25 protein-coding genes and 1 tRNA gene are annotated in these 21,342 nt (G+C 37.8%); 16 read left to right on the forward strand and 10 right to left on the reverse strand.

The window, feature by feature from the left end:
* Positions 1-20 precede the first annotated feature (20 nt).
* Positions 21-344, forward strand: coding sequence for a DUF1292 domain-containing protein (locus tag JW886_RS01655; RefSeq protein ID WP_075525134.1), 324 nt, complete (start codon positions 21-23; stop codon positions 342-344).
* A gap of 114 nt (positions 345-458) precedes the next feature.
* On the opposite strand, the gene JW886_RS01660 is transcribed toward JW886_RS01655, so the two are convergent.
* Genes JW886_RS01660 through JW886_RS01670 form a run of 3 tightly spaced genes read right to left on the reverse strand, consistent with a single transcriptional unit; the run spans position 459 to position 2,349 of the window.
* Positions 459-1,223 (reverse strand): SDR family NAD(P)-dependent oxidoreductase, encoded by a 765-nt coding sequence (locus tag JW886_RS01660; RefSeq protein WP_205872136.1) that lies wholly within the window; start codon positions 1,221-1,223, stop codon positions 459-461.
* 19 nt (positions 1,224-1,242) lie between these two features.
* Entirely contained in the window at positions 1,243-1,554 is a 312-nt protein-coding gene (locus JW886_RS01665; protein ID WP_205872137.1) for a DUF2316 family protein, read from the reverse strand.
* A 9-nt stretch (positions 1,555-1,563) separates the two neighbouring features.
* Positions 1,564-2,349, reverse strand: a complete 786-nt coding sequence (locus JW886_RS01670; protein WP_205872138.1) for an SDR family oxidoreductase — start codon at positions 2,347-2,349, stop codon at positions 1,564-1,566.
* A 111-nt stretch (positions 2,350-2,460) separates the two neighbouring features.
* Here JW886_RS01670 and JW886_RS01675 point away from each other — a divergent pair, with 111 nt between their 5' ends.
* Entirely contained in the window at positions 2,461-3,006 is a 546-nt protein-coding gene (locus JW886_RS01675; protein ID WP_205872139.1) for a TetR/AcrR family transcriptional regulator, read from the forward strand.
* Positions 3,007-3,060: 54 nt separating this feature from the next.
* On the opposite strand, the gene JW886_RS01680 is transcribed toward JW886_RS01675, so the two are convergent.
* Both JW886_RS01680 and JW886_RS01685 read right to left on the reverse strand, forming a co-directional pair.
* Complete coding sequence (locus tag JW886_RS01680) at positions 3,061-5,001, reverse strand: alpha-amylase family glycosyl hydrolase (protein ID WP_205872140.1); 1,941 nt, start codon at positions 4,999-5,001, stop codon at positions 3,061-3,063.
* 150 nt (positions 5,002-5,151) lie between these two features.
* Complete coding sequence (locus JW886_RS01685; protein ID WP_205872141.1) at positions 5,152-5,466, reverse strand: hypothetical protein; 315 nt, start codon at positions 5,464-5,466, stop codon at positions 5,152-5,154.
* Between the two features lie 314 nt (positions 5,467-5,780).
* On the opposite strand from JW886_RS01685, the gene JW886_RS01690 reads away from it, so the two are divergent.
* The 5 genes from JW886_RS01690 to JW886_RS09945 all read left to right on the forward strand — a co-directional run bounded on the left by JW886_RS01690 (position 5,781) and on the right by JW886_RS09945 (position 9,461).
* The gene (locus JW886_RS01690) at positions 5,781-6,695 is read left to right on the forward strand and encodes an Rgg/GadR/MutR family transcriptional regulator (protein WP_205872142.1); all 915 of its coding nucleotides are present in this window, start codon (positions 5,781-5,783) and stop codon (positions 6,693-6,695) included.
* Positions 6,696-6,730: 35 nt separating this feature from the next.
* On the forward strand, positions 6,731-7,375 hold the full coding sequence (locus tag JW886_RS01695) for an HAD family hydrolase (protein ID WP_205872143.1): 645 nt from the start codon (positions 6,731-6,733) through the stop codon (positions 7,373-7,375).
* 104 nt (positions 7,376-7,479) lie between these two features.
* Positions 7,480-7,839 carry a helix-turn-helix domain-containing protein gene (locus tag JW886_RS01700; protein ID WP_082272301.1) on the forward strand — a complete coding sequence of 120 codons (360 nt, stop codon included), beginning with the start codon at positions 7,480-7,482 and terminating at the stop codon, positions 7,837-7,839.
* Between the two features lie 78 nt (positions 7,840-7,917).
* Positions 7,918-8,757 carry an Rgg/GadR/MutR family transcriptional regulator gene (locus JW886_RS01705; protein WP_075525143.1) on the forward strand — a complete coding sequence of 280 codons (840 nt, stop codon included), beginning with the start codon at positions 7,918-7,920 and terminating at the stop codon, positions 8,755-8,757.
* A gap of 563 nt (positions 8,758-9,320) precedes the next feature.
* A complete protein-coding gene (locus tag JW886_RS09945) occupies positions 9,321-9,461 on the forward strand; it encodes an LPXTG cell wall anchor domain-containing protein (RefSeq protein WP_205872144.1) in 141 nt (46 codons plus the stop codon).
* Between the two features lie 140 nt (positions 9,462-9,601).
* Here the strand turns inward: JW886_RS09945 and JW886_RS01715 are convergent, their stop codons facing one another.
* Positions 9,602-10,303: an SDR family NAD(P)-dependent oxidoreductase gene (locus JW886_RS01715; protein WP_241003783.1), complete on the reverse strand. Its 702-nt coding sequence runs from the start codon at positions 10,301-10,303 to the stop codon at positions 9,602-9,604.
* Positions 10,304-10,401: 98 nt separating this feature from the next.
* On the opposite strand from JW886_RS01715, the gene JW886_RS01720 reads away from it, so the two are divergent.
* Together JW886_RS01720 and JW886_RS01725 are read left to right on the forward strand one after the other, a co-directional pair.
* Positions 10,402-10,848 (forward strand): MerR family transcriptional regulator, encoded by a 447-nt coding sequence (locus JW886_RS01720; RefSeq protein WP_205872145.1) that lies wholly within the window; start codon positions 10,402-10,404, stop codon positions 10,846-10,848.
* A gap of 56 nt (positions 10,849-10,904) precedes the next feature.
* Positions 10,905-11,456: a TMEM175 family protein gene (locus tag JW886_RS01725; protein ID WP_205872146.1), complete on the forward strand. Its 552-nt coding sequence runs from the start codon at positions 10,905-10,907 to the stop codon at positions 11,454-11,456.
* 145 nt (positions 11,457-11,601) lie between these two features.
* On the opposite strand, the gene JW886_RS01730 is transcribed toward JW886_RS01725, so the two are convergent.
* Both JW886_RS01730 and tgt read right to left on the reverse strand, forming a co-directional pair.
* A tRNA-Thr gene (locus tag JW886_RS01730) sits at positions 11,602-11,674 on the reverse strand.
* 63 nt (positions 11,675-11,737) lie between these two features.
* Positions 11,738-12,886 carry a tRNA guanosine(34) transglycosylase Tgt gene (gene tgt, locus JW886_RS01735; protein ID WP_075525144.1) on the reverse strand — a complete coding sequence of 383 codons (1,149 nt, stop codon included), beginning with the start codon at positions 12,884-12,886 and terminating at the stop codon, positions 11,738-11,740.
* Between the two features lie 190 nt (positions 12,887-13,076).
* Between tgt and JW886_RS01740 the strand changes: the two genes are divergently transcribed.
* The gene (locus JW886_RS01740; protein ID WP_205872147.1) at positions 13,077-13,769 is read left to right on the forward strand and encodes a DUF975 family protein; all 693 of its coding nucleotides are present in this window, start codon (positions 13,077-13,079) and stop codon (positions 13,767-13,769) included.
* Positions 13,770-13,867: 98 nt separating this feature from the next.
* Here the strand turns inward: JW886_RS01740 and JW886_RS01745 are convergent, their stop codons facing one another.
* Both JW886_RS01745 and JW886_RS01750 read right to left on the reverse strand, forming a co-directional pair.
* Positions 13,868-15,052 carry an MFS transporter gene (locus tag JW886_RS01745; RefSeq protein ID WP_075525146.1) on the reverse strand — a complete coding sequence of 395 codons (1,185 nt, stop codon included), beginning with the start codon at positions 15,050-15,052 and terminating at the stop codon, positions 13,868-13,870.
* 216 nt (positions 15,053-15,268) lie between these two features.
* Complete coding sequence (locus JW886_RS01750; RefSeq protein ID WP_205872148.1) at positions 15,269-15,706, reverse strand: CoA-binding protein; 438 nt, start codon at positions 15,704-15,706, stop codon at positions 15,269-15,271.
* A gap of 106 nt (positions 15,707-15,812) precedes the next feature.
* On the opposite strand from JW886_RS01750, the gene JW886_RS01755 reads away from it, so the two are divergent.
* The 6 genes from JW886_RS01755 (at position 15,813) to codY (ending at position 21,222) form a co-directional block, all read left to right on the forward strand.
* A complete protein-coding gene (locus tag JW886_RS01755; protein ID WP_205872149.1) occupies positions 15,813-16,616 on the forward strand; it encodes a DNA/RNA non-specific endonuclease in 804 nt (267 codons plus the stop codon).
* Between the two features lie 125 nt (positions 16,617-16,741).
* Positions 16,742-16,951: a hypothetical protein gene (locus JW886_RS01760; RefSeq protein ID WP_075525149.1), complete on the forward strand. Its 210-nt coding sequence runs from the start codon at positions 16,742-16,744 to the stop codon at positions 16,949-16,951.
* A gap of 12 nt (positions 16,952-16,963) precedes the next feature.
* Positions 16,964-17,203, forward strand: coding sequence for a hypothetical protein (locus JW886_RS01765; protein ID WP_075525150.1), 240 nt, complete (start codon positions 16,964-16,966; stop codon positions 17,201-17,203).
* Positions 17,204-17,396: 193 nt separating this feature from the next.
* Positions 17,397-18,980, forward strand: a complete 1,584-nt coding sequence (locus JW886_RS01770; protein ID WP_205872150.1) for a glycosyltransferase — start codon at positions 17,397-17,399, stop codon at positions 18,978-18,980.
* Positions 18,981-19,064: 84 nt separating this feature from the next.
* Positions 19,065-20,279, forward strand: coding sequence for a pyridoxal phosphate-dependent aminotransferase (locus tag JW886_RS01775; RefSeq protein WP_200406947.1), 1,215 nt, complete (start codon positions 19,065-19,067; stop codon positions 20,277-20,279).
* Between the two features lie 154 nt (positions 20,280-20,433).
* A complete protein-coding gene (gene codY, locus JW886_RS01780) occupies positions 20,434-21,222 on the forward strand; it encodes a GTP-sensing pleiotropic transcriptional regulator CodY (protein ID WP_075525153.1) in 789 nt (262 codons plus the stop codon).
* Positions 21,223-21,342 lie beyond the last annotated feature (120 nt).

Below are 21,342 nucleotides of genomic sequence, written 5' to 3' on the forward strand. Positions count from 1 at the left end.
GGAACAGAAAAGGAAAACTAATGACGCATACACATGATCACGAACATGACCATAACCATGAACCTGACTATATTACTTTGGTAGATGAAAATGGAAACGAAAGCTTATTCCAAATTTTGATTACCATCGATGGACAAGAAGAGTTTGGTAAAAACTATGTTGTTTTACAACCAACAGAATTCGAAGAAGATGAACAAGGTCTTATCGATGTCTTGGCTTACTCATTTACTGAAAATGAGGACGGCACTGAAGGAGACTTGCAACCCATACCTGAAGATGCTGAAGATGAATGGGATATGATTGAAGAAGTCTTCAATAGTTTCATGGATGAACAAGAAGATTAAAATAAAAAGCTGTCATGAACTGACGGCTTTTTATTTTTCCTTATCCTTTTTTGTAATTGTTAAAAAAGTTACTGACCAGCCTGTCAGTAACTTTTATTTGTTTCATTTGCACTTTTAGTCATTTTTAGCGATTTCTTGAATAACTTTATGAGAGAGACCTGGTTCATAGTTATCATAAATTGTTCCGTCAAAATTAATAATTTGAGCATTATGATTTTTGTCATCAAAAATAAATTGACTAATCATTTGAGCTGTTTCTTCAGGAGATTTTACAAATGGATTGTCGCCAACTTTTGCCCCGTTCAAATCTGTTGCAACTGCACCAGGCATAACAGCAAAGATTTGTTTTTTAGATTGGTCTTTTTTGAATTGATGACCAAAAGCAAAGGTCATGGCATTTTGTGCGGCTTTTGAAGTGACATAAGCAAGTGGCATCCAATATTCTTGAGAAACAGGTACGGTGATGTTAATAATTTTAGCATTTTCTGTCAGTGAATGTGGAAGAAGTTCTTTAATCACAGCATGTGTTCCCAAAAAATTGGTCTTAATTGTTTCTTCTAAATCAGCTGTTGAATAATCAAAAGCTGATTTTTCCATATCAAGATGCCCTTTATCTGAATGGATATTACCAGAAATTCCAGCATTATTAATTAATAAATCAATATCTGTCAGTGCTGACAGACTCGTCAGTTGATTTAAGTCATCTAAATCAACTTTGACAAATTCGGCAGTAATTCCTTCGGCTTTCAGTTTTTCAACGGCTTCTTGTCCACGCGTTTCATTACGGGCTCCGACCAAGACCTCATAGCCACGATGACCAAGGTTTTGAGCAAGTGCAAAACCAATTCCTTTATTTGCGCCAGTGATAAGTGTTTTCATGATTTTTCTCCTTTGAGTTTTAGTTGTCGCCTTCAGACATTTGTCGCTGGTCAATTAGATTGGAATCTAAAAACCAGTGACGGTGCCAATCTCCAGCTAAAGCGGTAAAGGGAACAGGTTGTTGACCTGTTTTTTCTACTTTTTCTAGTAAATAATTTCGTAAAATCCAAGGGTCTTCGAGCCTTCTTTGTTTAAGATTAAATATTTTTTCAAGTTTTACTTCGCTAATTTTTAAATCAGTAGCAACTTCAGATTTGCTAAGTCCTGTAAGTTCAAAATTTTTACGGAGTTCTTTTTTGGTATGTTGCATTTGAAGGGGATTAAGTGACATTTTTCTTCTCTAATCTTTCATTTTGGGAAAATAAGTAGTGAGCATTTGTTGAGAAAGTAGTTTGGTGTTTTCGTCACTGTTTACTTTGCCCATTTGGTGAAGTTGTTTAGCAAAACCAGCGTCAATCCGGTCTAAGCCATTTTCAAGCCCGGCTAAAGTTTCACTAATTAAGTCTGAAAGTGCCATGTTATTGGGTGCGTCAGTATTTGTATGGCTTTCGAGATTTGTTTCAGCAACTAATGGTGGCACTAATTCGATGACTTTTAAAGTCTTTTCAAAATATTTAGCTTGTTCTCGAAGCGCATCAGAGTAAAAATGAACCCCAGCTTTGGTCAAATTGTAAATAGGATGTGCACCGTCAGCCAGATTTGATAATCCTGATGAAACATTAATGACCAGTCCATCATTAGCGACAAGGGTGTTCAAAAATGCTTGTGTCACAGCAATTGTTCCTAATAAATTAATATGAATTTCTTCTGTCAGTACTTTTAGAGAATTATCAGCTTGTTCAAATAAATTAATCGCACGCATAATTCCGGCACAGTTCATAATGACATCAAGTTGAGGGAAATTTTCTTTGATGAAGTTGACCAATTGGGGGAGGGAGTTTTGGTCAGCAACATCACTGACAAATCCTGTAAAAGTTGGATTTTCATTTAAAATTTGATGAAGACGTTTTTCATTTCGGGCGGTAATGATGACTTTATTTCCTAATTCGGAAAACTTTTTAGCAAAACCAAGTCCGATTCCGCTTGTGCCACCTGTGATTAAAATTGTATGTCCTGTAAATGTCATGATTTCTCCTTTTTAATAGGTTATTTTTTTTATCTTTTATAACCAACAAAGTGAATTATAAACCAGAAAGTTATATTTGTCAAGAATTATAACTTATGATACAATTAATTTATGAATACACGTGAAAAGATATTAGGAAAAACAGAAGAATTTATCTTAGAGCATGGAATAGAGAAACTCACCATTTCAAAAATTGCTCAAGAACTCGATATTAGTCAACCGGCTATTTATAAGCATTTTAAAAGTAAAGAGGAGCTTTTAACGATACTTGCCCTTCGTTGGCTCAATGGTCAGACACTTGTAAAAATATTTCCTTTTGACACAAGCAAGTATGAACATCAAAAAGAGATTGTTCATGACTGGCTCTGGTCAGTCGCTAGTGCTAAATATGAAGCACATCGAAAAACACCAGAAATGTTTGCCTTATACACAACCTACATTGGGGAAAATTTAGAATTAGGGCGTAAACATATTTTAGAAATGGTTGAGAGTCTAAAGACAGCTGCTCAATTGGAAACAGAAGAAGAGGCTGGTGCTTATATCCAAGCGTTTGCTTATTTTCACCACCCCAAAATTGCTCCACAGTGGGATGACCAATTTCAAAATCAATTTGAAAAGCTTTGGACTTTGCTTGAGCCAAATCTAAATGCCTTTTAAGTTTACTGACAGCTCTGTCAGTGAGAAAAAAACCTGTCATTTGGCAGGTTTTTACTATTTAATCTGGAAAACCATGGCAGTTCGCGCTTCGAGAAGGAGGTCGAGTTGCTGATTTTGCCATTGAAAAGTATTGCGTGGACCAAATCCTCCAAATTGCTCATCGTCAGTGTCAAAGATGAGAAGAGGCTTTTGGCTAAGCTTAAGTTTTAAAGTTTGTGAGTCTGTAGGATGAAAATTAAACACAAATAATAAGGGACCTTTTTGATAGGCGAGCAGCTTGTCTTCATTTTTTATCCACAGTTGGTTTAGTTCTGAAGCTTCTAAGAGTTTAAAATGCTGCTCAAGTTGGAGCATGGCTTGATCAAAGTGGGCCAAATCTTGAAAACGTAACTGGGTATTGTCCACGAGAGACCATTGACGTCGTGCATATTGAAAACTGTCATGATTTCCTTCGCGTGGAAAATCAAGCCATTCTGGATGCCCAAATTCGTTCCCCATAAAATTTAGATATCCTTCTCCAGCTAAACTAAAGGTAATGAGACGAATTAATTTATGTAAGGCTATTGCACGGTCGATTTTTAGAGATTGGCTATCTTTTGACATAGCATCATAAATCGCCTCGTTCGCTAGCCACATCATTAGTGTTTTATCGCCTACTAAAGCTTGGTCATGACTTTCAGCATAGCCGATATTTTTTTCTCCCGGACGTCTAGTTGTTAGCTCCCACCAAAGTTTCATGAGATCCAGACTTTCATCCTGCTTTTCTTTTAACTGTTCTATCCAAAAGTCAGGTATACCCATGGAAAGGCGATAATCAAAACCAATTCCTCCAGCTGAGATGGGCAAAGCCATTCCTGGCATGCCTGACATATCCTCGGCAATGGTAATGGCATCAGGCTTAATTTCATGGATGAGCTCATTTGCTAACATCAGATAGGTCACCGCTTGAGTGTCGGTATTAGCGCTAAAGTACTTCGCATAATCGGTAAAAGCTGTCCCTAGCCCATGATCTTTATAAAGCATCGAGGTCACGCCATCAAAGCGAAAACCGTCAAACTTATAGACTTCCAGCCAGAATTTCAAATTAGATAATAAGAAGTGAAGCACTTCATCCTTACCATAATTAAAAAGTTTGGTATTCCAAGCTTCGTGTTCTCCCCGTTTACCTTCATGAAAATATTGAGAGGTTGTCCCATCAAAAAGATTTAAACCATCTCCGACATTTTTGACTGCATGGGAATGAACCACATCAAGTAAAACACGTAACCCTAACCCATGGGCGCAATCAATCAATGCCATTAAATCCTCTGGCGTGCCGAAACGACTAGAAGCGGCAAAGAAATTAGAAACTTGATAACCGAAACTGGCATAAAGGGGATGCTCCATAATGGCCATTAGCTGAATCGTATTGTAACCAGCCTTTTTAATCCGAGGGAGCACTTCTTGCATAAAAGCGCGGTAGCTATTAATCTTGTAATCTTCAGATGAGATACCGATATGCGCTTCATAGATGAGAGGAGCTTCAGTACTTTGAGGAGCTGAGTGTTTCCATTGATAGTTAGGATTTACGATTAATCCATCAAGTTCATGACGCTCATTAGGAAGCGCACAAAGACTATAACTTGGAACACGGTAGACTATTTCATCATTTTCCAGAAGAAATTTGACTTTAACTTTCGAACCTACGGGGAGTTTTCCTGGGATAAGAATTTCCCAATTCCCGCCGTAGCTTCTTTTAAGCTCGTAATTATTCTCCCAATTATTAAAATCACCGACTAACCAAGCTCTCTTTGCACCTGGTGCCCACTCACGAAATGTCCAATGCTTTTCTTCTTGCTGAAAGCCGAAATAATGATGACCGCAAGCAAAATCACTGAGGCGGCCATCAGTGCCCAGGAGTCTTTTTTTGGTGTGTGCATAATCATAAAGACGTGAAGAGAGCGCATCTTTAAAAGGTTCTAAATATGGATCATAGTCCAAGATATTAAGAGGCATGGGCAAGTTCTCCTTTGTGAAAGCTATTTTCTCTATTTTAACACGATTGCAAAGGTTTTCACAACAAAATCTTAGTTACCTACAAAAATATAAGAATCGCACTAGTGATAATAGAGAGCGATTAAATATTTTTAACGTTGTAAAATAGACTCAGTCATTAAAACCAAACCAGGGATCCTCTTCTCCAGTCAAGGTTTCACCTTGAGAAGGAGTAGGCTCAAGAGGGAGAGGAACTGACCGACTTGTCAGAAAAGAAGCAGGATCTGACGCGCGTAACTGTGGGCTTACCGTTTGGTCAGTAATAAATAATTGCCGCTCAAGATCTTGAATATAATCATAAAAATCATTTAATAGCTCTTGATAGTAGGCGACTTCAGTAGTTGATTCGATACTTTCGAATGCGGCTTGGGCCTCGCCCCAGCGCTCAGCGATGTGTTTACTTTTTAGAAATTCTTCATAATTCATTTAAAAGCCTCAGTTCTTTTTCTCTATTTATTATAACGTATTTAGAGTGGAGTCCTTCAAAATTGCCTTACGAAATAATGGCTTCAACAACTGAAAGAGGATAAGATTTCAAAAATTTCGAAAAAGTGGAGGAAAACAGCAATTTGCAAGAGTTGGCGAAAATTCGAAATTCTTTTTTTAGGGCTTGTGGATCGAATGTATTATACTATGGAAATGGTTCCTTATTATCACAGCTGAACGATATTAAATGAAGGGATAATAAAAAAGAAGGAGAAAGCTAGTCATAATGCACATTTTTGTATTATAATGATGACATGAAAAGAATATACGGCACGATTTTTAAAGAACTTCGCCTCAACAAGGGCTATTCGATCAAAGAAATATCTGATACAGAAGTTTCCAAAGCCACGATATCAAAATTTGAACATGGGGCCGCGATGATCTCTATTGATAAATTCTTTAGACTACTTTCGAATATTAATGTTTCTCCCGGAGAATTTACCCTTTATGTGGAAGAACGCTTGGATATACCTTACTCGTTTTCTAGTGCGACCAATAATTTTTCAGCTTTTCAAGATAAACAAAAAAATTTAGTTAAAGTCGAAAAAACGATTAAACGTCTGGAAGATCAGATACAGAAATTTCCCGAGCGTAAATTTTTACGCATTCAAATTATTAATCTAAAGGCGATTATTTCACAGGCTATCCCTGATTATAAAGATAAGATTGATGCTAGAGACAGACAAGTTATCAAACAGCATTTATTGGTCACAAAGAATTGGAACGACTTTGAATTAAGGATTTACTGCAGCACTATCCATCTTTTTGATTTGGCTACCATTGAGCTGCTCACACACAAGCTTCTTAATCCCTTTAATTATCGTCTTATTACCCCCGATATCAAGTGGATGATGAGTGTCGCATTGGTTAATTTGACTGATGCGCTATTGATACGTGGGGCAGAAGATCTGACAGAAAGTACACCCTACTTTAAACAAATCATTCGCTATCTTGAAGATCATCCCATTCCTAATAAACATATCGCTGAAAAAGCATTTGTAAAGTTTAATATTGGGAGTCACTATTATCTTATTAATCAAACCGAAAGAGGGCTCGAGGACATGCGTGAGGTCATTCAAGGTTTGAGTTTACTAGGTTGTGATGAATGGGCCAACGCTCTGATTTTAGAGTTTGAGAAGTTGACGAAGACGTCATACCTTGAATTATAAATGTTTGATGTCGATACAAACCCAAGGAGATATACATGGATACTTATATTTTTGATTTCGATGGTACGCTGGCCAATTCCGGAGAAACGGGAATTTTAGCCACACAAGCTGCTTTTGAAGAGTTTAATTTACCTTGGCCAGATAGAGAAACGATCATCTACTATATGGGGATACCGATTGAACTTTCTTTTAAGAAAATGGCTTTACCACATACGTTTGATGAAACGGAATTTGAAGATTTGTTAAATTGCTTTAGGGCTTACTATAAGCGTTTCGAAACATCACACCTTCATCTTTTTCCAGGAACTCAAGAAGTCTTACAACAGCTAAAAAAAGCGCAGAAGCATTTATATGTTGTCTCAAGTAAACATTCTAGCTCCCTCGCCCGAAATCTCGAGCAACTTGACATTGCTCAATATTTTGATGGTATTATAGGTTCTGATGATGTGCACCACTACAAGCCTGCTCCTGACGGAGTTCTACTCATTTTAGAACGATTCCAGCGTAATGAAAAAACTACACTCATGATTGGGGATGCTGTTTTTGATCTTCAAATGGGACAGGCTGCACATGTAAAGACTTGTGGAGTAACATGGGGCGCCCATTCTAAAACGGAACTCCAGCAGGCTCATCCCGATTTTTTAATTTCTGATATGAGAGAGCTTCTTAAAATAAAATGAAAACACCAATCCTTCTATGAAAATAGGGCAAATGTATTTTTAATTTATTGGCCACACGAAAGATAGAGTTGTTTTGATTTGTTGAAATATGAGGAGAGTAAGATATGGAAGAAAATTTGTTATTTACTAGAATTAAAGCGTTGGCTGATCTATCAGGAAAATCCATTAATCAGGTTGCTAAGGACTTGGGTTATCCAAGAAATTCCTTAAACAATTATAAGCGAAATAAGATTCCTTCAGCCGTAAGACTTTTTGAACTTGCAAGATATTTTGAAGTGGCGCCTGAATATCTTTTGGGAGAGATTGATGACTGCTCTGTTAAAGCTGTGGAACAGATATTTCATCGTTTGACAACAGAGCAAAAACAAGAAATGTACAATCTGTGTCAGGATTGGCTATTCGAACGAATGGAACTTTTAGAAGAAAATAGAGATCAGCAGTCAGTAATTCTAAAAAGAGACTAGTGGCTTCTGGTCATTTTTATCGCAAAACCTTATTTCAACTAAAGTTTATTACTTATAAAAATATGCGAGAAACTAGAAATGATTTATAAAAAATATGGGCAAGCATTTAAAAAATTAAGACTTCAGCACCGATTATCTTTAAGAGATTTTGAGCGAATTGGTTTATCAAAATCTACGCTCTCTTATTTTGAAAATGGAAAATCTTTGATTTCTTTTGATAAGTTAGATTTGGCCCTCCAAGAGATGCACACTACTTTTCGTTCCTATATGCTCATGCTTAATAATGACGAAGAGGATTATTGGTTGAGTCAGTTTAAAAAAATTGAAAAGTACTATTTTAGCAACGATACCTCCGCGCTACACCAAATTTACTTGGAAAATAGTGCTTATGATTCGGAGGAGAGTCAGATGATTGCTTTGTCAGCTAAAGCATGTTACAGTCGACTATCAACTGATGAGGTCCAGTATGTTGAAGAGTGCCTATCTGGTTATCATGTCTGGCACAGTTATGAAATGTTTGTTTTGGTCAATACATTGGATGAAATTAAGCCTCGCCTGCTTTATTGTATTATGGAACGAATTTTATCGCATGATTACCAATATCTGAAAGAGGTTTCTGATTTTAGAAATCTTCTCATTCGACTGGTTATTCGAACAATTTTGTCAATGATTCGCCGAGGTTATAAAGATTATTCTGAAAAACTGATGGGGGAATTAGGAAATTTGCTGACACCTTTTGATACTTATGTACGGATTTCGAGTATCTTTGTTCAAGGCTGTTGGATTTACAAATTTGAAGACGAAAAACGAGGGTATAAAATGGTACGGCATACACTCAGCATTTTATCGGAAATTGATGCTTTGGATTTACGAAAAGTTTTTTTGAGAAATTTTGAAAGTATTGCCTATCAGGCTTAGGATATATAACAAAAAACTGCCTCCTTAGAGACAGTTTTTATTTATGCCGAGTGTGGGATTCCTTAGGTTACTCTCAAAATTAAATTCAAGGGTTATAAGGCTTTATAAAAAGTTCCCTATGCTAAAACTCTTAAATTGAAAAATAAATTGGGGCAAATTTGGGGTAATTTCAAAAAATAGGTATTAAAAATACAAATTTTATTCGAAGTTTTATTTTAAGTAAGATTTTAAATAAAACGTAAACCTACAATTTTAAATTTAAAAGGTATATCACGTCTTTTACAAAAACAGAAAAACATTCAGATGTCTTCATAACACTATAGTATCGGAATAGAAGCTGAGTATATTGCCTACATATCTTACATTAATTTTTCTTGATATTACATAAAGGTGTAATGATGTACAATAAATGGCATCCAAATTGAAAATTATTTTGTTAAAATATCCTAAGAAGTAGAATTTAAGTTGAGTTAATTATATGAAGGTACTTATAAAATTCCTGAAGAACACTGAGATAGGCCATTAGTAGAAGGTCACCATTCTGCAACTGAAAAAATGGTGGAATGTCAGAGCAGAATTTACCACAAACAGGTGAAAATGCAATGTCATCTTTCTTCATTCTAGGTATGGGATTTCCCTTAATTATTGGTGGTTTAAGCATGTTTCTATTATTATTAAGTTCACGAAAAGATAACAGAAAATAGATAGAAATAGCGTAAAGCTGTTTTTTTCAATAAAATTTAATTGGTTATAATAAAAACCACTAAAAGTTACCTTTAGTGGTTTTCTATTTATTAAAACATTATTTATATAGTCAATGCCAGAGAATTATGAATGAACAAGGCTAATTTTCTAATTCGTTATAGATCTCAAAGAATTCACCTTGATGAGATTTACCGTCTAGAATAATAGAACTCATCTTTTGAGCAACGTCTTCTGGAGAGTGAAAACCTTCAGCACTAATATTGCCGTTCAAATCTGTGGTTGTTGGCCCCGGATGAATACTAAAAATTTCTAGTGTACGATTTTCTTTGGTGAAATCAATAGCCAGTGAATTCATCATGACATTTTGCGCTGCTTTTGTAGCCTTGTAAGCAAATGGATTCCAAAAAGGGTTAGCTTTTGTTGGGATGGTAATATTCACAATCCGTCCATTATTCTTTTCTAAAAGTGGTAACAAGCCTTGAGTTAATTGAAAAGTACCAAAGAAATTTACTTGCATTGTGTTTTTTAAATCAGTTAATTCAGTATTTAGACTAGTTTCGTGTTTTCCGGGGACACCAGCATTATTGATTAGCAGATTAATTGAAGAAAACTTTTCCTTAATCTCGGAGAGTGTATCTTTAATCTTATTAGAGTCTTCCAAATCAACTAGTACGTATTCGATATTATCAACTCCCGCATTTTTGAGTTTTGACACTGCTGATTCAGCTTTTGCTTTGTCTCTTGCTCCTAAGATAACTCTCCATCCTTGTTTAGCCATGGTTTTACTGAGAGCAAAGCCAATTCCCTTATTTGCACCTGTAATGAAAACTGTATTCATCATATTTCCTCCATTTATTCTTGATAATAGACATTATAAAGTATAAACTATAGTTTAGGGCAAGCGATAAGATCAATGAATTTTTATTAGGGAGAAAATTGATGAATAAAACTTACACAATAAAAGAAGTAGCAGAACATTTTTCTCTACCAATATCAACTATAAGATATTACGATAAAAAAGGCTTGCTTCCCTTTGTTTCGAAGAATTCTTCGGGCTATCGAGAATTTACAGAGAGTGATCTCTCGATGATTTATACTATTTGCTGTTTGAAAAATACTGGTATGCAAATAAGGGAAATAAAAAAATATATAGAGTTATGCATGGTTGGTCCACAAACAATCAATGCTAGATTAGACATCCTGTCCAGGCATAAAACTCAAGTATTAGCGAGACAGATACAACTCGAAGAAAGTTTAAAAGAAGTTAATAATAAGATCGAACGCTATAGTTCCCCACAGGCTAATAGAATTATTGAGCAACAAATAAAGTTAACAAAGAGACAGAAGTTATCTTCTAATCTAGAAGATAAATTTAAACACTTATAGGTACGCTATTAAGACACCTTAAAACATAATATTTTTATAAAAGAAAGTAGAGAATTTTGAGTAAAGAAAGATTTTTAGCATTTACAGATGCGATAATTGCGATTATCGCAACAATAATGGTTTTGGAATTTGAAACACCTAAAGAAAGTGGCGTCACCTCCCTTTATCAACTGGCAATTCCTGTTTTTGTGTACGCACTGAGTTTTTTTATGATTATGACTGTATGGTATAATCATCATCAATTATACAAGGATATATCGATAGTGACTCCACGTGTGTATATGATAAATGCTATTTGGTTATTTATTATGTCTTTTTTCCCTTTTACGACTGGGTGGGTAGGAAAAAACTCTGGTAAGTTAGTGCCTGAATTGCTTTATTTGATTGTTATGCTTATATGGCCGATTATATTTCATATCATGGAACGCGAGTTGAAGAAAGAAAATGAGGGAGTACAACGAAATGAGTTAACGCATACACTGTCTTCTAAAAGACTGTTTACAGTTATTCTAATTCCATTCTTCATCGTTTGGTTTTGGCCACCAATTGGGTTAGTTAGCGTTTCTATTATTGCGATTGTTGCAATTGTTAGTTTTATTAAAAAATAAAATAGGGTTATTTCCAAAAATTATAAAATAAAAAGCTACTAAATAATTAGTGGCTTTTTATTTTACAAATTACATTGAATAATTTGTGAAAAGTTTCAAATTAAAAGAAGACAAACAAAAAACCGTATATACGGTTTTATAATTATGCCGAGTGCAGGAATCGAACCTGTGACCCCTTCGTTACGAGTGAAGTGCTCTACCGACTGAGCTAACTCGGCAATTTATGAAAGTGAAATTTCCACTTCCATAATCATACAACTTTTCAAAAATATTTTCAAGACTTAAAAATCTTTGGCGTTAGGTAAATTATAACCGTAACGCTCACAGAAATCTTCACGGAATTCAAGGAGATTGTCGTCCATAATAGCTTGACGGACGTCTTTCATGAGATTGACAAGGAAATGAAGATTATGATAAGAACAAAGACGTAAACCAAAGGTTTCATCGGCTTTGATCAAATGACGAAGGTAGGCGCGTGTATAGTTAGTACATGTGTAGCAATCGCACATTGGGTCAAGTGGAGTGAAATCGTGCTCATACTTGGCATTTCGGATATTTACTCGGCCAAAGTGAGTCATTAAGGTACCGTTTCGGGCGATACGAGTAGGGAGGACGCAGTCAAACATATCAACCCCACGAATGACACCATCAATCAAGCTATCTGGCGCACCAACACCCATTAAATAGCGGGGTTTGTCTTCTGGAAGCATTGGTGTTGTAAAGTCAAGGACAGCATTCATTTCTTTATGAGATTCACCAACGGCAAGGCCGCCGATAGAATAACCAGCGAAGTCCATTGAAGTCAAGTCTCTAGCCGATTGACGACGTAAATCTTCAAAACCAGCGCCTTGAACAATCCCGAAAAGTCCTTGATCATTTGGACGGCGGTGAGCATTGAGACCACGTTCCGCCCAACGTGAAGTCCGCTCAACTGAGGCTTTGACATAGTCATAGGGCTGATAAAAGGGGGGACATTCGTCAAAGGACATCATGATATCAGAGCCAAGATTATTTTGAATGCTGATTGCTTTTTCGGGATTAAGGAAAAGTTCACGTCCGTCCAAATGGCTCTTGAACTTGACACCTTCTTCGGTGATGTTTTTCTTGTTTTGGACCAAGCTGTAAACTTGGAAACCGCCGCTATCAGTCAGAATAGGTTGGTCCCAATTCATAAATTTGTGAAGACCGCCAGCTTCGGCAACTAACTCGTCTCCGGGACGAAGCCAGAGGTGATAGGTGTTAGAGAGGATGATTCCAGAGCCAAGGGTTTTGAGTTCTTCTGGGCTCATGGTTTTTACAGTGGCTTGAGTGCCGACAGGCATGAACATTGGTGTTGGGAAGGTACCGTGTGGTGTGATAATTTCACCAAGCCGTGCGCCGGTGTGTTTTTCTTTTTTGATAAGTCTATATTTTATAGCGTGTTCAGTCATATTTTTCCTTTATTAGATTAAAAAATTAAGCACTTATAAGTATAACAAAAAAAGGGGTGTTTTTATAGGTAATGTTCCAAAAATCAGGCAAAAGTCTTAGGTTTTTCTTAGCAATTATTGGTATAATAGAATTAAGTAAAGATTATTTGAGAAGGCTAGCGTTTCTAGCGAGGATAAAGGAGGAATTTAGATGACGAGAAAGGCTTTAAAGGAGCGGGCAAAAGGGGCATTGAGGGATAATTTTGGTTCGAAGATGCTTTTATTCATTATCCCCATCGTACTTGGTATTTTAGGGGGTGGCAACGGAATGCGGACCACACTTGATGAAAATAGCTCTGGGCTGGATGCTCTGCCAGGAAGTGTATGGTTGGCTGTTTCAGTGGTGGGACTCATCATGGCGGTTTTAATTATTGCCCTTACTTTATTTGTGGCAGTGATTACAGTTGGCGCAGTTTTCAACTACATCAAGATTTATCGTGGCGAACGTAATAATCCTCAGTTCAGTAACATTTTCGTCCCATTTCACGACGGGTCAGCTGGAAAAATCATTTTGCTGACAATTGTTAAGGGGCTCATCTTTATCGTCTTAATGTTTATTCCGATTATAGGGTGGGCATTTGGCATCTACTTAGCTTTGGGCTGGTCGCAATCCACTTATGTCTTATTTGATCAATTGGAGCAAGATAAATATGAAGGGGTAATGGGTGTACTTCGTGACTCTGCTACGATGATGAGAGGATTACGCGCGGATTACTTTATCTTTAAATTGAGCTTCTTTTGGTGGTATGTTTTGTATGGCGTTACAGGAGGACTAGCCGGCTTTTGGACAACCCCATACGTGAATATGGCTTCTGTAGCCTATTATGAAAATATTGGCGCTTAAGCACAAATATTTTACTGACAGAGCTGTCAGTAAAGGTGATCATTCGATAATAAAAAAGACAATATCTTATTTTTGATATTGTCTTTTTAGCGAGGTAATTAAATGTCTTGATTAGAATGAGAATGTCGTCCATGAACAAAATAATAAATCACAGCAATAAGTACCGCTAAGATAGCAGAGGCAAGATAAAGATTACGGTAACCCAGTAAAGGCATGAGTAAACCTAGAATGAATGGTCCAAAGCCGACGCCCATATCCATCAATCCAAAGAAGGTTGAAGTTGTCACACCTAAGCGGTGCACCTCCGCACTACGAATTGCAATAGCTTGTCCGAAAGGTGAAAAGGAACCATATCCTAACCCGACAAAAACTGCGGCAAGGAGGAGCATCCAACCAGATTGGGCAAAACCAATTAACAAAAGTCCGAGGGCAAAGAAGAGGTAAGTAGGATACATGACTGCGTTGTCCCCAAAGCGGTCGAAAATTCGTCCTGTTACGGGGCGTGAGACAAGAACTGTAATAGCGTAAACTAAAAAGAAAAAGGAAGCCGCTTCTGATAAGTGGATATTTTGTGCATAAGCATCCATGAACGAAAGGATACTTGAATAAGAAATCCCAATCAAAAAGGCAATAAAGGAAATTGGAACCGCTTGTTTTTCAAAATAATTAGACCAAGCAAATTTCTTAGTGGTTCCTTCACTGACGGAGGGGTCAGCAGGAGTTGCTTGTATACGAAGAAAGAAAATTCCAATCAGTGCGATAAAAAGAAGCAGCGCAGAGAGTAAAACCACGGCATTAAAGCCATAGAGCCGGTAAAGAAACATGGATAAAAAAGGTCCGACTGCTGAGGAAAGGGTAACGGATAGGGCATAGTAACCAATTCCCTCTCCTCGCCGACTAGATGGGACTATCGCACCTGCTAAGGTTCCTGAAGCTGTTGCGGCTATACCAAATCCCATACCGTGGATAAGGCGTAAAAGCAAAAGCAAGCCAACGCTATGAATAAAAAAGTAGCCAAATGTAAGGACAAAAAAGATGGTTGTCCCGATATAGAGGAGTTTTTTAGCGCCAAAACGCTTCATGTTATTTCCTGTCCAGAGGCGGGCAACGAAGCCTCCGACAATAAAAATTCCCGATAAAATCCCAGCAATACTAGCGGAAGCATGGTAATTTGTCATCGCCATCGTTCCGATAACGACGGTTGGGAGATAAAAAACGAGATAAAAAATGAAATTAAGCATCATATTGACCACGAAAGTGGTCGTCCAAAGTTTTTCTTTCATAAAATCCTTTCTTTAAAAAAACTGTACATTGAATGTATGCGGAAACATAGAAACTAAAAATAGACAAAACTCTCGCAGGTGGACGAGAGTTTTGTGTTTTCGTAATTAACTTTGCTATTATATCAAAAAAAGACAACAATTTGTTGCATCGTGTATGAATAAGGTTACTTGGAGCGATGAAAAAAGGACTGAGCGTTTGGTCAGTCCTTGAAAAACTCACAAGTTTGCTAAGCCGGAATAGGCATATTCAATCTTGATACAGCGATTCATCACAATGGAATCACGCTGAGCGGAGCGTAAGATTTGTTCGGCTTCTTGAGATTGTAAACCCAATTGAGCCCAGAAGACATCAGCATCGGTTTCCAAAAAATCATGAGCCACCTCGGGTAAAAATTCACTTCGACGAAAAATATCTACAATATCAATATGAAAAGGAATTTCTTGAAGTGTACCATAAACCTTTTCGCCCAGTAATTCAGTACCTTTTAAAGTAGGATTAACAGGAACGATACGATAGCCATTTTTTTGTAAGCCTTCAGCAATTAAGTAGGACGTCCGGTCAGTTTTGTTGCTAAGCCCTACAACTGCAATCGTTTTAGCTTTTTTGAGGTAACCAAAGATGGTGGCGGGACTTGGATTTTCAAATTCGTACATAGTAGTACCTCCGTTTGATTTTGTCTATATTATACACTAATGCGCTAAGTTGCATGTAGATTTGCATTTTTATTAGTTGAAAAAGTTTTTCTGGTATAATTAAGTTATGAATAAGAAACAAAAGAAAGCTTTAACACGACTGATAATTGTCGTGATTGCCTTGCTAGTGGGCTATTTGGGAAGTGACCGTTTAAATCTTGAACAATGGGTTAAAGGGCCAACCACATCTTCCAGTCAAGAACCAACTTCACAGGCGACAAAGCAACTGGCTAGCTCTGTCGCTCAAAAACCTTTATCATTTCAAAATAAACGCCAGTTGGTTCTCGCAAATACGGATGCGTTAGGACGGGCTGTGGATGCTCACATTCAGCTAAAGGATTCACAAGAACCAAAGGTAAAACGGGAGCCGCTGAACTATAATCCTGTGGGCTGGCATAACTATAATTTTTATTATAAAAAATCTGATGGTTCAGTGGGAAAAATGTGGCTGATGGCGCGCGGTCATCTGGTCGGTTACCAATTTTCTGGACTCAATGATGAACCACGGAATTTAGTGCCTGAAACGGCTTGGTTTAATGGAGGTAGTTTTACGGGGATGAATGATGGCAATACTGCAAGCATGCTCTACTATGAGAATCGTTTAGACAGTTGGCTCGCAAATCATCCTAACTACTACTTGGATTATCAAGTTACCCCACTTTACAAAGGCAATGAACTTTTACCGCGACAAATCCGTTTGGCTTATGTAGGCTTTGATCAAAAAGGGCAACCACTGACTATAAAATTGGGTGGTGGACGAGAAAAAACAGGTCATGATGGGGCAACAGTGGTCGTGCTAGATAATGTTGCGCCCAATGCTAATATTAATTATGCTGATGGGACGGCCACTAACACCGTAAAAGCTCACTGACAGAGCCATCAGTAAAAAAGGAAGAAAAAAATCAGTCAAAAGGCCGAGAGAAACGGTCTTTTTTATTGATATAATTAGGGTAAGAAAAGTAACTGAAGAAGCTCACGAAGTTGAGGAGGAAGAGAATGTTTGTATTATTAATGCTTTTAGCTTTATTTTTAATGATGAGAGGAATGTTTAAGATTGTTTTGCCCGTTTTAGTGCTTTTACTGATAGTGCGTGTCTTGTTTGGCGGTTTGATGCTCTTGTTGAGCCCTCATTTTCTTGGGACGGTACTGGTGATTGCTTTTATCGTCTGGTTAGTAAAAGCCAGTCGTGGGCCCCGTTTTAATTAGAAGGAGAATAGTATGTTTTTAGGTTTTTTATCAGGGTTAATTTTGTTTGGCGCGATTATTTCCATCTTGCTTGTCGTTTTTGGTGTGGTGGCTACACGGATTTTCTTTCGCTACATTTTACCCATTTTACTTATTTTGCTCGTGATTCGGATTATTTTCGCAGGGATTATGCTTCTTTTTAATCCACATTTTTGGCTCTTTATCGCCGTACTTGCCCTTGCCATTTGGTTAGTGGGAAAGTTTAAAAGATAAGATGGAGAATGCTTGTAAGAGGCTTAATTACTGACCAGTTGGTCAGTAATTTTTTTGACTATAATTTTCTAATATTTTCAATTTTATTGAGTGTTGTCCAAAAATTTGATATAATTCTTTTACTACTATGGTTTTTCATAAAATGGAAAACCCTACAAAAAAGGTTTCCCCCGCGGAAACATCGGAGGACGTCATGTCAAATGAATATAAAACGCGCTCGTCACGCCATGAGCGCCGGAGTTCGCGTTGGGCTAAAAAAGACTTTGATGTTGTAGAGGCAGCAGCAGATCAGGCAACAGAACATCTCGAAGTAACACCACTGACTGAAACACGCCAGAGAGCTGCTCGCTCAAGCTTCTCACGTCATGAAGCCGTCAGTGCTCCTTTGTGGCTCTATGGCTTACTGACAGGGCTGTCAGTACTTTTGGGCTTGACTTTTTATGCTTTTCCTTTATGGCAGCATGTAGCAACCCCCTTACAATCTCAAAACCTCTACTCAGGTTTAGCTATGCATCAAGGCCTAGTGCCTTATAATGATTTTTACGGTTCGGGTGGCTCCTTATTTTACCTGATTAATTGGCTGGGGAATATTGGTGGGAGCACATGGCTTCTCTGGCTTTTTGAGCTTGTTGCTCTGCTGATTAGTGGGATTTTGTCTTATCGCTTGGTTTTTCAACAAACGCGCAACCAGATGGCGGCAACAATTGTTTCAGCCTTTACCTTAGTCACAATTACGGGATTAGCTCGTGGAGGAGATACTCCAACACTTTTTGCCCTTCCTTTTGCTTTGTGGGCAGCAGGTTTCATCTTTCGCTATTTTCAGGAAGGAACAACAGATAAAGGCTTCATTCGTTTTGGGATGGCGGGGGCTTTTACATTTGTAATCGCTCCAATCATGACGCTCTTTTTTGTACTCTCGGGTGTCGCTTTATTAATTTATAATCTGCTCCATCGTCGAGTGGGGCGTGGGTTTTATCAATTGCTTGCAAGTATCTTAGGGATTTTACTTGTTGGCTATTCTGTGGCTTACTATGCCTTAGAGGAACAAACGCTTTACACTTCTATTGAGCAATCGGTGCTGATTCCTTTTTCAAATTTTGGTTTACCTGATGATTTACTATTGACACTTGCAAAAGCGTTGGTTTTGGTTTTAGTTTTTGGTATTGTTACAGGATTTGCGCAAGGAATACTTCAACTAAAAAAAGCGGGGCGTGCTAACATTTGGTACGTACTACTTTTACTTGGTATCGTTGTAGTTACTTTAATTGTGATTTTCAATAAGAGTTTTGACAGTTCCAATTTATTAGCTGTATTGCCTTATATTGCTGTGTTTGCTGGGCTCGGTGTAAAAGACAGCGATCAAATATTGCTAAAATATTTGCAGAATCGTTTGTTTGCCCCTATCTTGGCTGTTCTTTTTATAATTTTTACTCCCTTGACTTATCATTTCTTAAATCATAAGACCTTTAGCGAAGAGAATGCTGTTGTGCATTACCTGAACCAGCATGCAAAAACATCAGATCGGGTTTATGCAGTGACAGCTGGTAAAGACATCAACCTTAAGAGTAAACGGGTCTCTACCATAGATACTGTCCCTTCAAATTACCCTGTGAAATTTACACAAAGCTATGACTTAAAAGTTGAAAAAATGTCTGACCAATATGTAGTGCTTCAAGCAGGACAGACTGTTCCAAAATCTTTAGAAAAAGCCTTAGCAAGTCATTACAAAGTTGCCAATTATTCGGGGGAATACTTCCGTATTTATCAGAAGAAATAGACTAGACTTTTCGTCGACTGCTGATCGCACGGTCAGTTACTGACGAAATCAGCATCACCGTATCCAAAAGTTCTGGAGGCCAATATGAGAACATTTGAAAAATCAAATAAACTTGATCACGTCAGTTATGATATCCGTGGACCTGTGCTTGATGAAGCACAACGCATGCGTGCTAATGGTGAGAAAATACTCCGGCTTAACACAGGTAATCCTGCTGAATTTGGCTTTTTAGCGCCTGATGAGGTTATCAGTGATTTGATGGCGCATGCCGTTGAGAGCGAAGGGTACTCAGATTCTCGCGGTATTTTCTCAGCACGTAAGGCGATTATGCAATATTGTCAGATAAAAGGTTTCCCTAATCTTGATATTAATGACATCTTCACAGGTAATGGTGTTTCCGAATTGATCGTCATGGCGATGCAAGGGCTACTCAACACGGGTGATGAGGTACTGATTCCGATGCCAGACTATCCTCTTTGGACAGCGGCAGTGAGCTTAGCAGGCGGTAAGGCAGTGCACTATATCTGTGACGAACAAGCGGGTTGGTTTCCTGATATTGATGACATACGGGCAAAGATTACGAGTAATACCAAGGCGATTGTACTGATTAACCCCAATAATCCTACGGGAGCACTCTACTCGAAGGACTTACTACTTGATATCGTCCAGGTAGCACGTGAAAATAATCTTATCATCTATTCAGACGAAATTTATGATCGCTTGGTAATGGATGGCGCAGAGCATATCCCTATTGCAAGTCTTGCTCCTGACTTATTTGTAGTAACAATGAACGGCTTATCTAAATCCCATCGCATCGCTGGTTTTCGTGTGGGTTGGATGGTGCTCTCAGGGGAAAAATCGCATGTAAAAGGCTATATAGAAGGACTTAATATGTTAGCCTCAATGCGTCTATGTTCAAATGTGTTGGCACAGTCGGTGGTGCAAACTTCGCTGGGGGGAATTCAATCTGTCGATAAACTGTTATTGCCTGGTGGAAGAATCTTTGAACAACGAGAATTCATCTATAAAGCAATTAACGATATCCCGGGTCTCTCAGCAGTTAAGCCCCAGGCCGCTTTTTATATTTTTCCAAAGATTGACAGAGAAATGTATCAGATTGACAATGATGAGCAGTTTGTGTTAGACTTCTTGAAGCAAGAAAAGATTCTCTTGGTGCATGGACGCGGATTCAATTGGCAAGAACCTGACCATTTCCGGATTGTCTATCTTCCGCGGGTAGATGAACTGGCGGAAATACAAGAAAAAATGGAACGCTTCTTGCAACAGTATCGTAGATAGTTAAAGACTCGAAGATGTATGAATAATTCATATATCTTTTTTTGTTGAGAATAATTTTCTGACAATTTTTATTGTCAATCAACTTTTTTTATGTTATACTAATTATGAAAAATTTTGTATAAAATGAATAATATAAAAAAACTAGGAGAACAGAGTGGCTACATTACTTGAAAAAACACGTAAAATCACCGCGATTTTGCAAGATGGCGTGACCGATTTGCAACAGGAGCTTCCATACAATAGCATGACGGAACGCTTAGCAAATGTCATTGACTGTAATGCCTGCGTGATTAATACGAAAGGTGAGTTACTTGGTTACTCACTTCCTTACAATACGAATAATGAACGCGTAGATCAATTTTTCTATGATCGTAAATTACCAGATGAATATGTTCGTGCTGCGGTTCGTATCTACGACACTATGGCTAACGTACCTGTAGACAAACCTTTGGCAATCTTCCCAGAAGAAGTTTTAGAAAACTTTCCTAAGGGTGTGACAACTTTGGCGCCTATTTATGGTTCAGGCATGCGTCTTGGAACCTTTATTATGTGGCGTGAAGACGGAGAATTTACGGATGATGACCTTATTTTGGTCGAACTGGCTACCACTGTAATTGGGGTGCAACTTTCAAACCTTAAGCTTGAACAAATGGAAGAAAATATCCGTAAAGATACCATGGCGACGATGGCGGTAAACACACTTTCTTACTCAGAAATGAAAGCCGTGAAAGCCATTATTGAAGAACTTGATGGAGAAGAAGGCCACGTTATTGCCTCAGTCATTGCTGATAAAATCGGAATTACACGCTCAGTGATTGTTAATGCTTTACGCAAACTTGAATCTGCAGGTGTGATTGAATCTCGTTCACTTGGTATGAAAGGGACTTATCTGAAAGTCCTTAACTCAGGTTTGTTTGATAAACTTGCTGGACGTAATTTCTAAAAGCCAGGGTCTAAAAACCTCGGTAGTTAGAATACGACTTCGTTAACCTCCTGTCCTCGACGGGAGGTTTTTATGCATCAAAAATTTGCTGACGTAATAAGCTGTCAGCACTTTTCGAAT

Origin of the sequence: Lactococcus taiwanensis (assembly GCF_017068355.1) — a bacterium.
Taxonomy (GTDB): Bacteria; Bacillota; Bacilli; order Lactobacillales; family Streptococcaceae; genus Lactococcus; species Lactococcus taiwanensis.

Excerpts from the sequence above, each read along its gene's own strand:
- JW886_RS01655 (WP_075525134.1), top strand. The coding sequence starts at position 21 with ATGACGCATACACATGATCACGAACATGACCATAACCATGAACCTGAC.
- JW886_RS01660 (WP_205872136.1), bottom strand. The coding sequence starts at position 1,223 with ATGAAAACACTTATCACTGGCGCAAATAAAGGAATTGGTTTTGCACTT.
- JW886_RS01665 (WP_205872137.1), bottom strand. The coding sequence starts at position 1,554 with ATGTCACTTAATCCCCTTCAAATGCAACATACCAAAAAAGAACTCCGT.
- JW886_RS01670 (WP_205872138.1), bottom strand. The coding sequence starts at position 2,349 with ATGACATTTACAGGACATACAATTTTAATCACAGGTGGCACAAGCGGA.
- JW886_RS01675 (WP_205872139.1), top strand. The coding sequence starts at position 2,461 with ATGAATACACGTGAAAAGATATTAGGAAAAACAGAAGAATTTATCTTA.
- JW886_RS01680 (WP_205872140.1), bottom strand. The coding sequence starts at position 5,001 with ATGCCTCTTAATATCTTGGACTATGATCCATATTTAGAACCTTTTAAA.
- JW886_RS01685 (WP_205872141.1), bottom strand. The coding sequence starts at position 5,466 with ATGAATTATGAAGAATTTCTAAAAAGTAAACACATCGCTGAGCGCTGG.
- JW886_RS01690 (WP_205872142.1), top strand. The coding sequence starts at position 5,781 with ATGAAAAGAATATACGGCACGATTTTTAAAGAACTTCGCCTCAACAAG.
- JW886_RS01695 (WP_205872143.1), top strand. The coding sequence starts at position 6,731 with ATGGATACTTATATTTTTGATTTCGATGGTACGCTGGCCAATTCCGGA.
- JW886_RS01700 (WP_082272301.1), top strand. The coding sequence starts at position 7,480 with ATGGAAGAAAATTTGTTATTTACTAGAATTAAAGCGTTGGCTGATCTA.
- JW886_RS01705 (WP_075525143.1), top strand. The coding sequence starts at position 7,918 with ATGATTTATAAAAAATATGGGCAAGCATTTAAAAAATTAAGACTTCAG.
- JW886_RS09945 (WP_205872144.1), top strand. The coding sequence starts at position 9,321 with ATGTCAGAGCAGAATTTACCACAAACAGGTGAAAATGCAATGTCATCT.
- JW886_RS01715 (WP_241003783.1), bottom strand. The coding sequence starts at position 10,303 with ATGATGAATACAGTTTTCATTACAGGTGCAAATAAGGGAATTGGCTTT.
- JW886_RS01720 (WP_205872145.1), top strand. The coding sequence starts at position 10,402 with ATGAATAAAACTTACACAATAAAAGAAGTAGCAGAACATTTTTCTCTA.
- tgt (WP_075525144.1), bottom strand. The coding sequence starts at position 12,886 with ATGACTGAACACGCTATAAAATATAGACTTATCAAAAAAGAAAAACAC.
- JW886_RS01740 (WP_205872147.1), top strand. The coding sequence starts at position 13,077 with ATGACGAGAAAGGCTTTAAAGGAGCGGGCAAAAGGGGCATTGAGGGAT.
- JW886_RS01745 (WP_075525146.1), bottom strand. The coding sequence starts at position 15,052 with ATGAAAGAAAAACTTTGGACGACCACTTTCGTGGTCAATATGATGCTT.
- JW886_RS01750 (WP_205872148.1), bottom strand. The coding sequence starts at position 15,706 with ATGTACGAATTTGAAAATCCAAGTCCCGCCACCATCTTTGGTTACCTC.
- JW886_RS01755 (WP_205872149.1), top strand. The coding sequence starts at position 15,813 with ATGAATAAGAAACAAAAGAAAGCTTTAACACGACTGATAATTGTCGTG.
- JW886_RS01760 (WP_075525149.1), top strand. The coding sequence starts at position 16,742 with ATGTTTGTATTATTAATGCTTTTAGCTTTATTTTTAATGATGAGAGGA.
- JW886_RS01765 (WP_075525150.1), top strand. The coding sequence starts at position 16,964 with ATGTTTTTAGGTTTTTTATCAGGGTTAATTTTGTTTGGCGCGATTATT.
- JW886_RS01770 (WP_205872150.1), top strand. The coding sequence starts at position 17,397 with ATGTCAAATGAATATAAAACGCGCTCGTCACGCCATGAGCGCCGGAGT.
- JW886_RS01775 (WP_200406947.1), top strand. The coding sequence starts at position 19,065 with ATGAGAACATTTGAAAAATCAAATAAACTTGATCACGTCAGTTATGAT.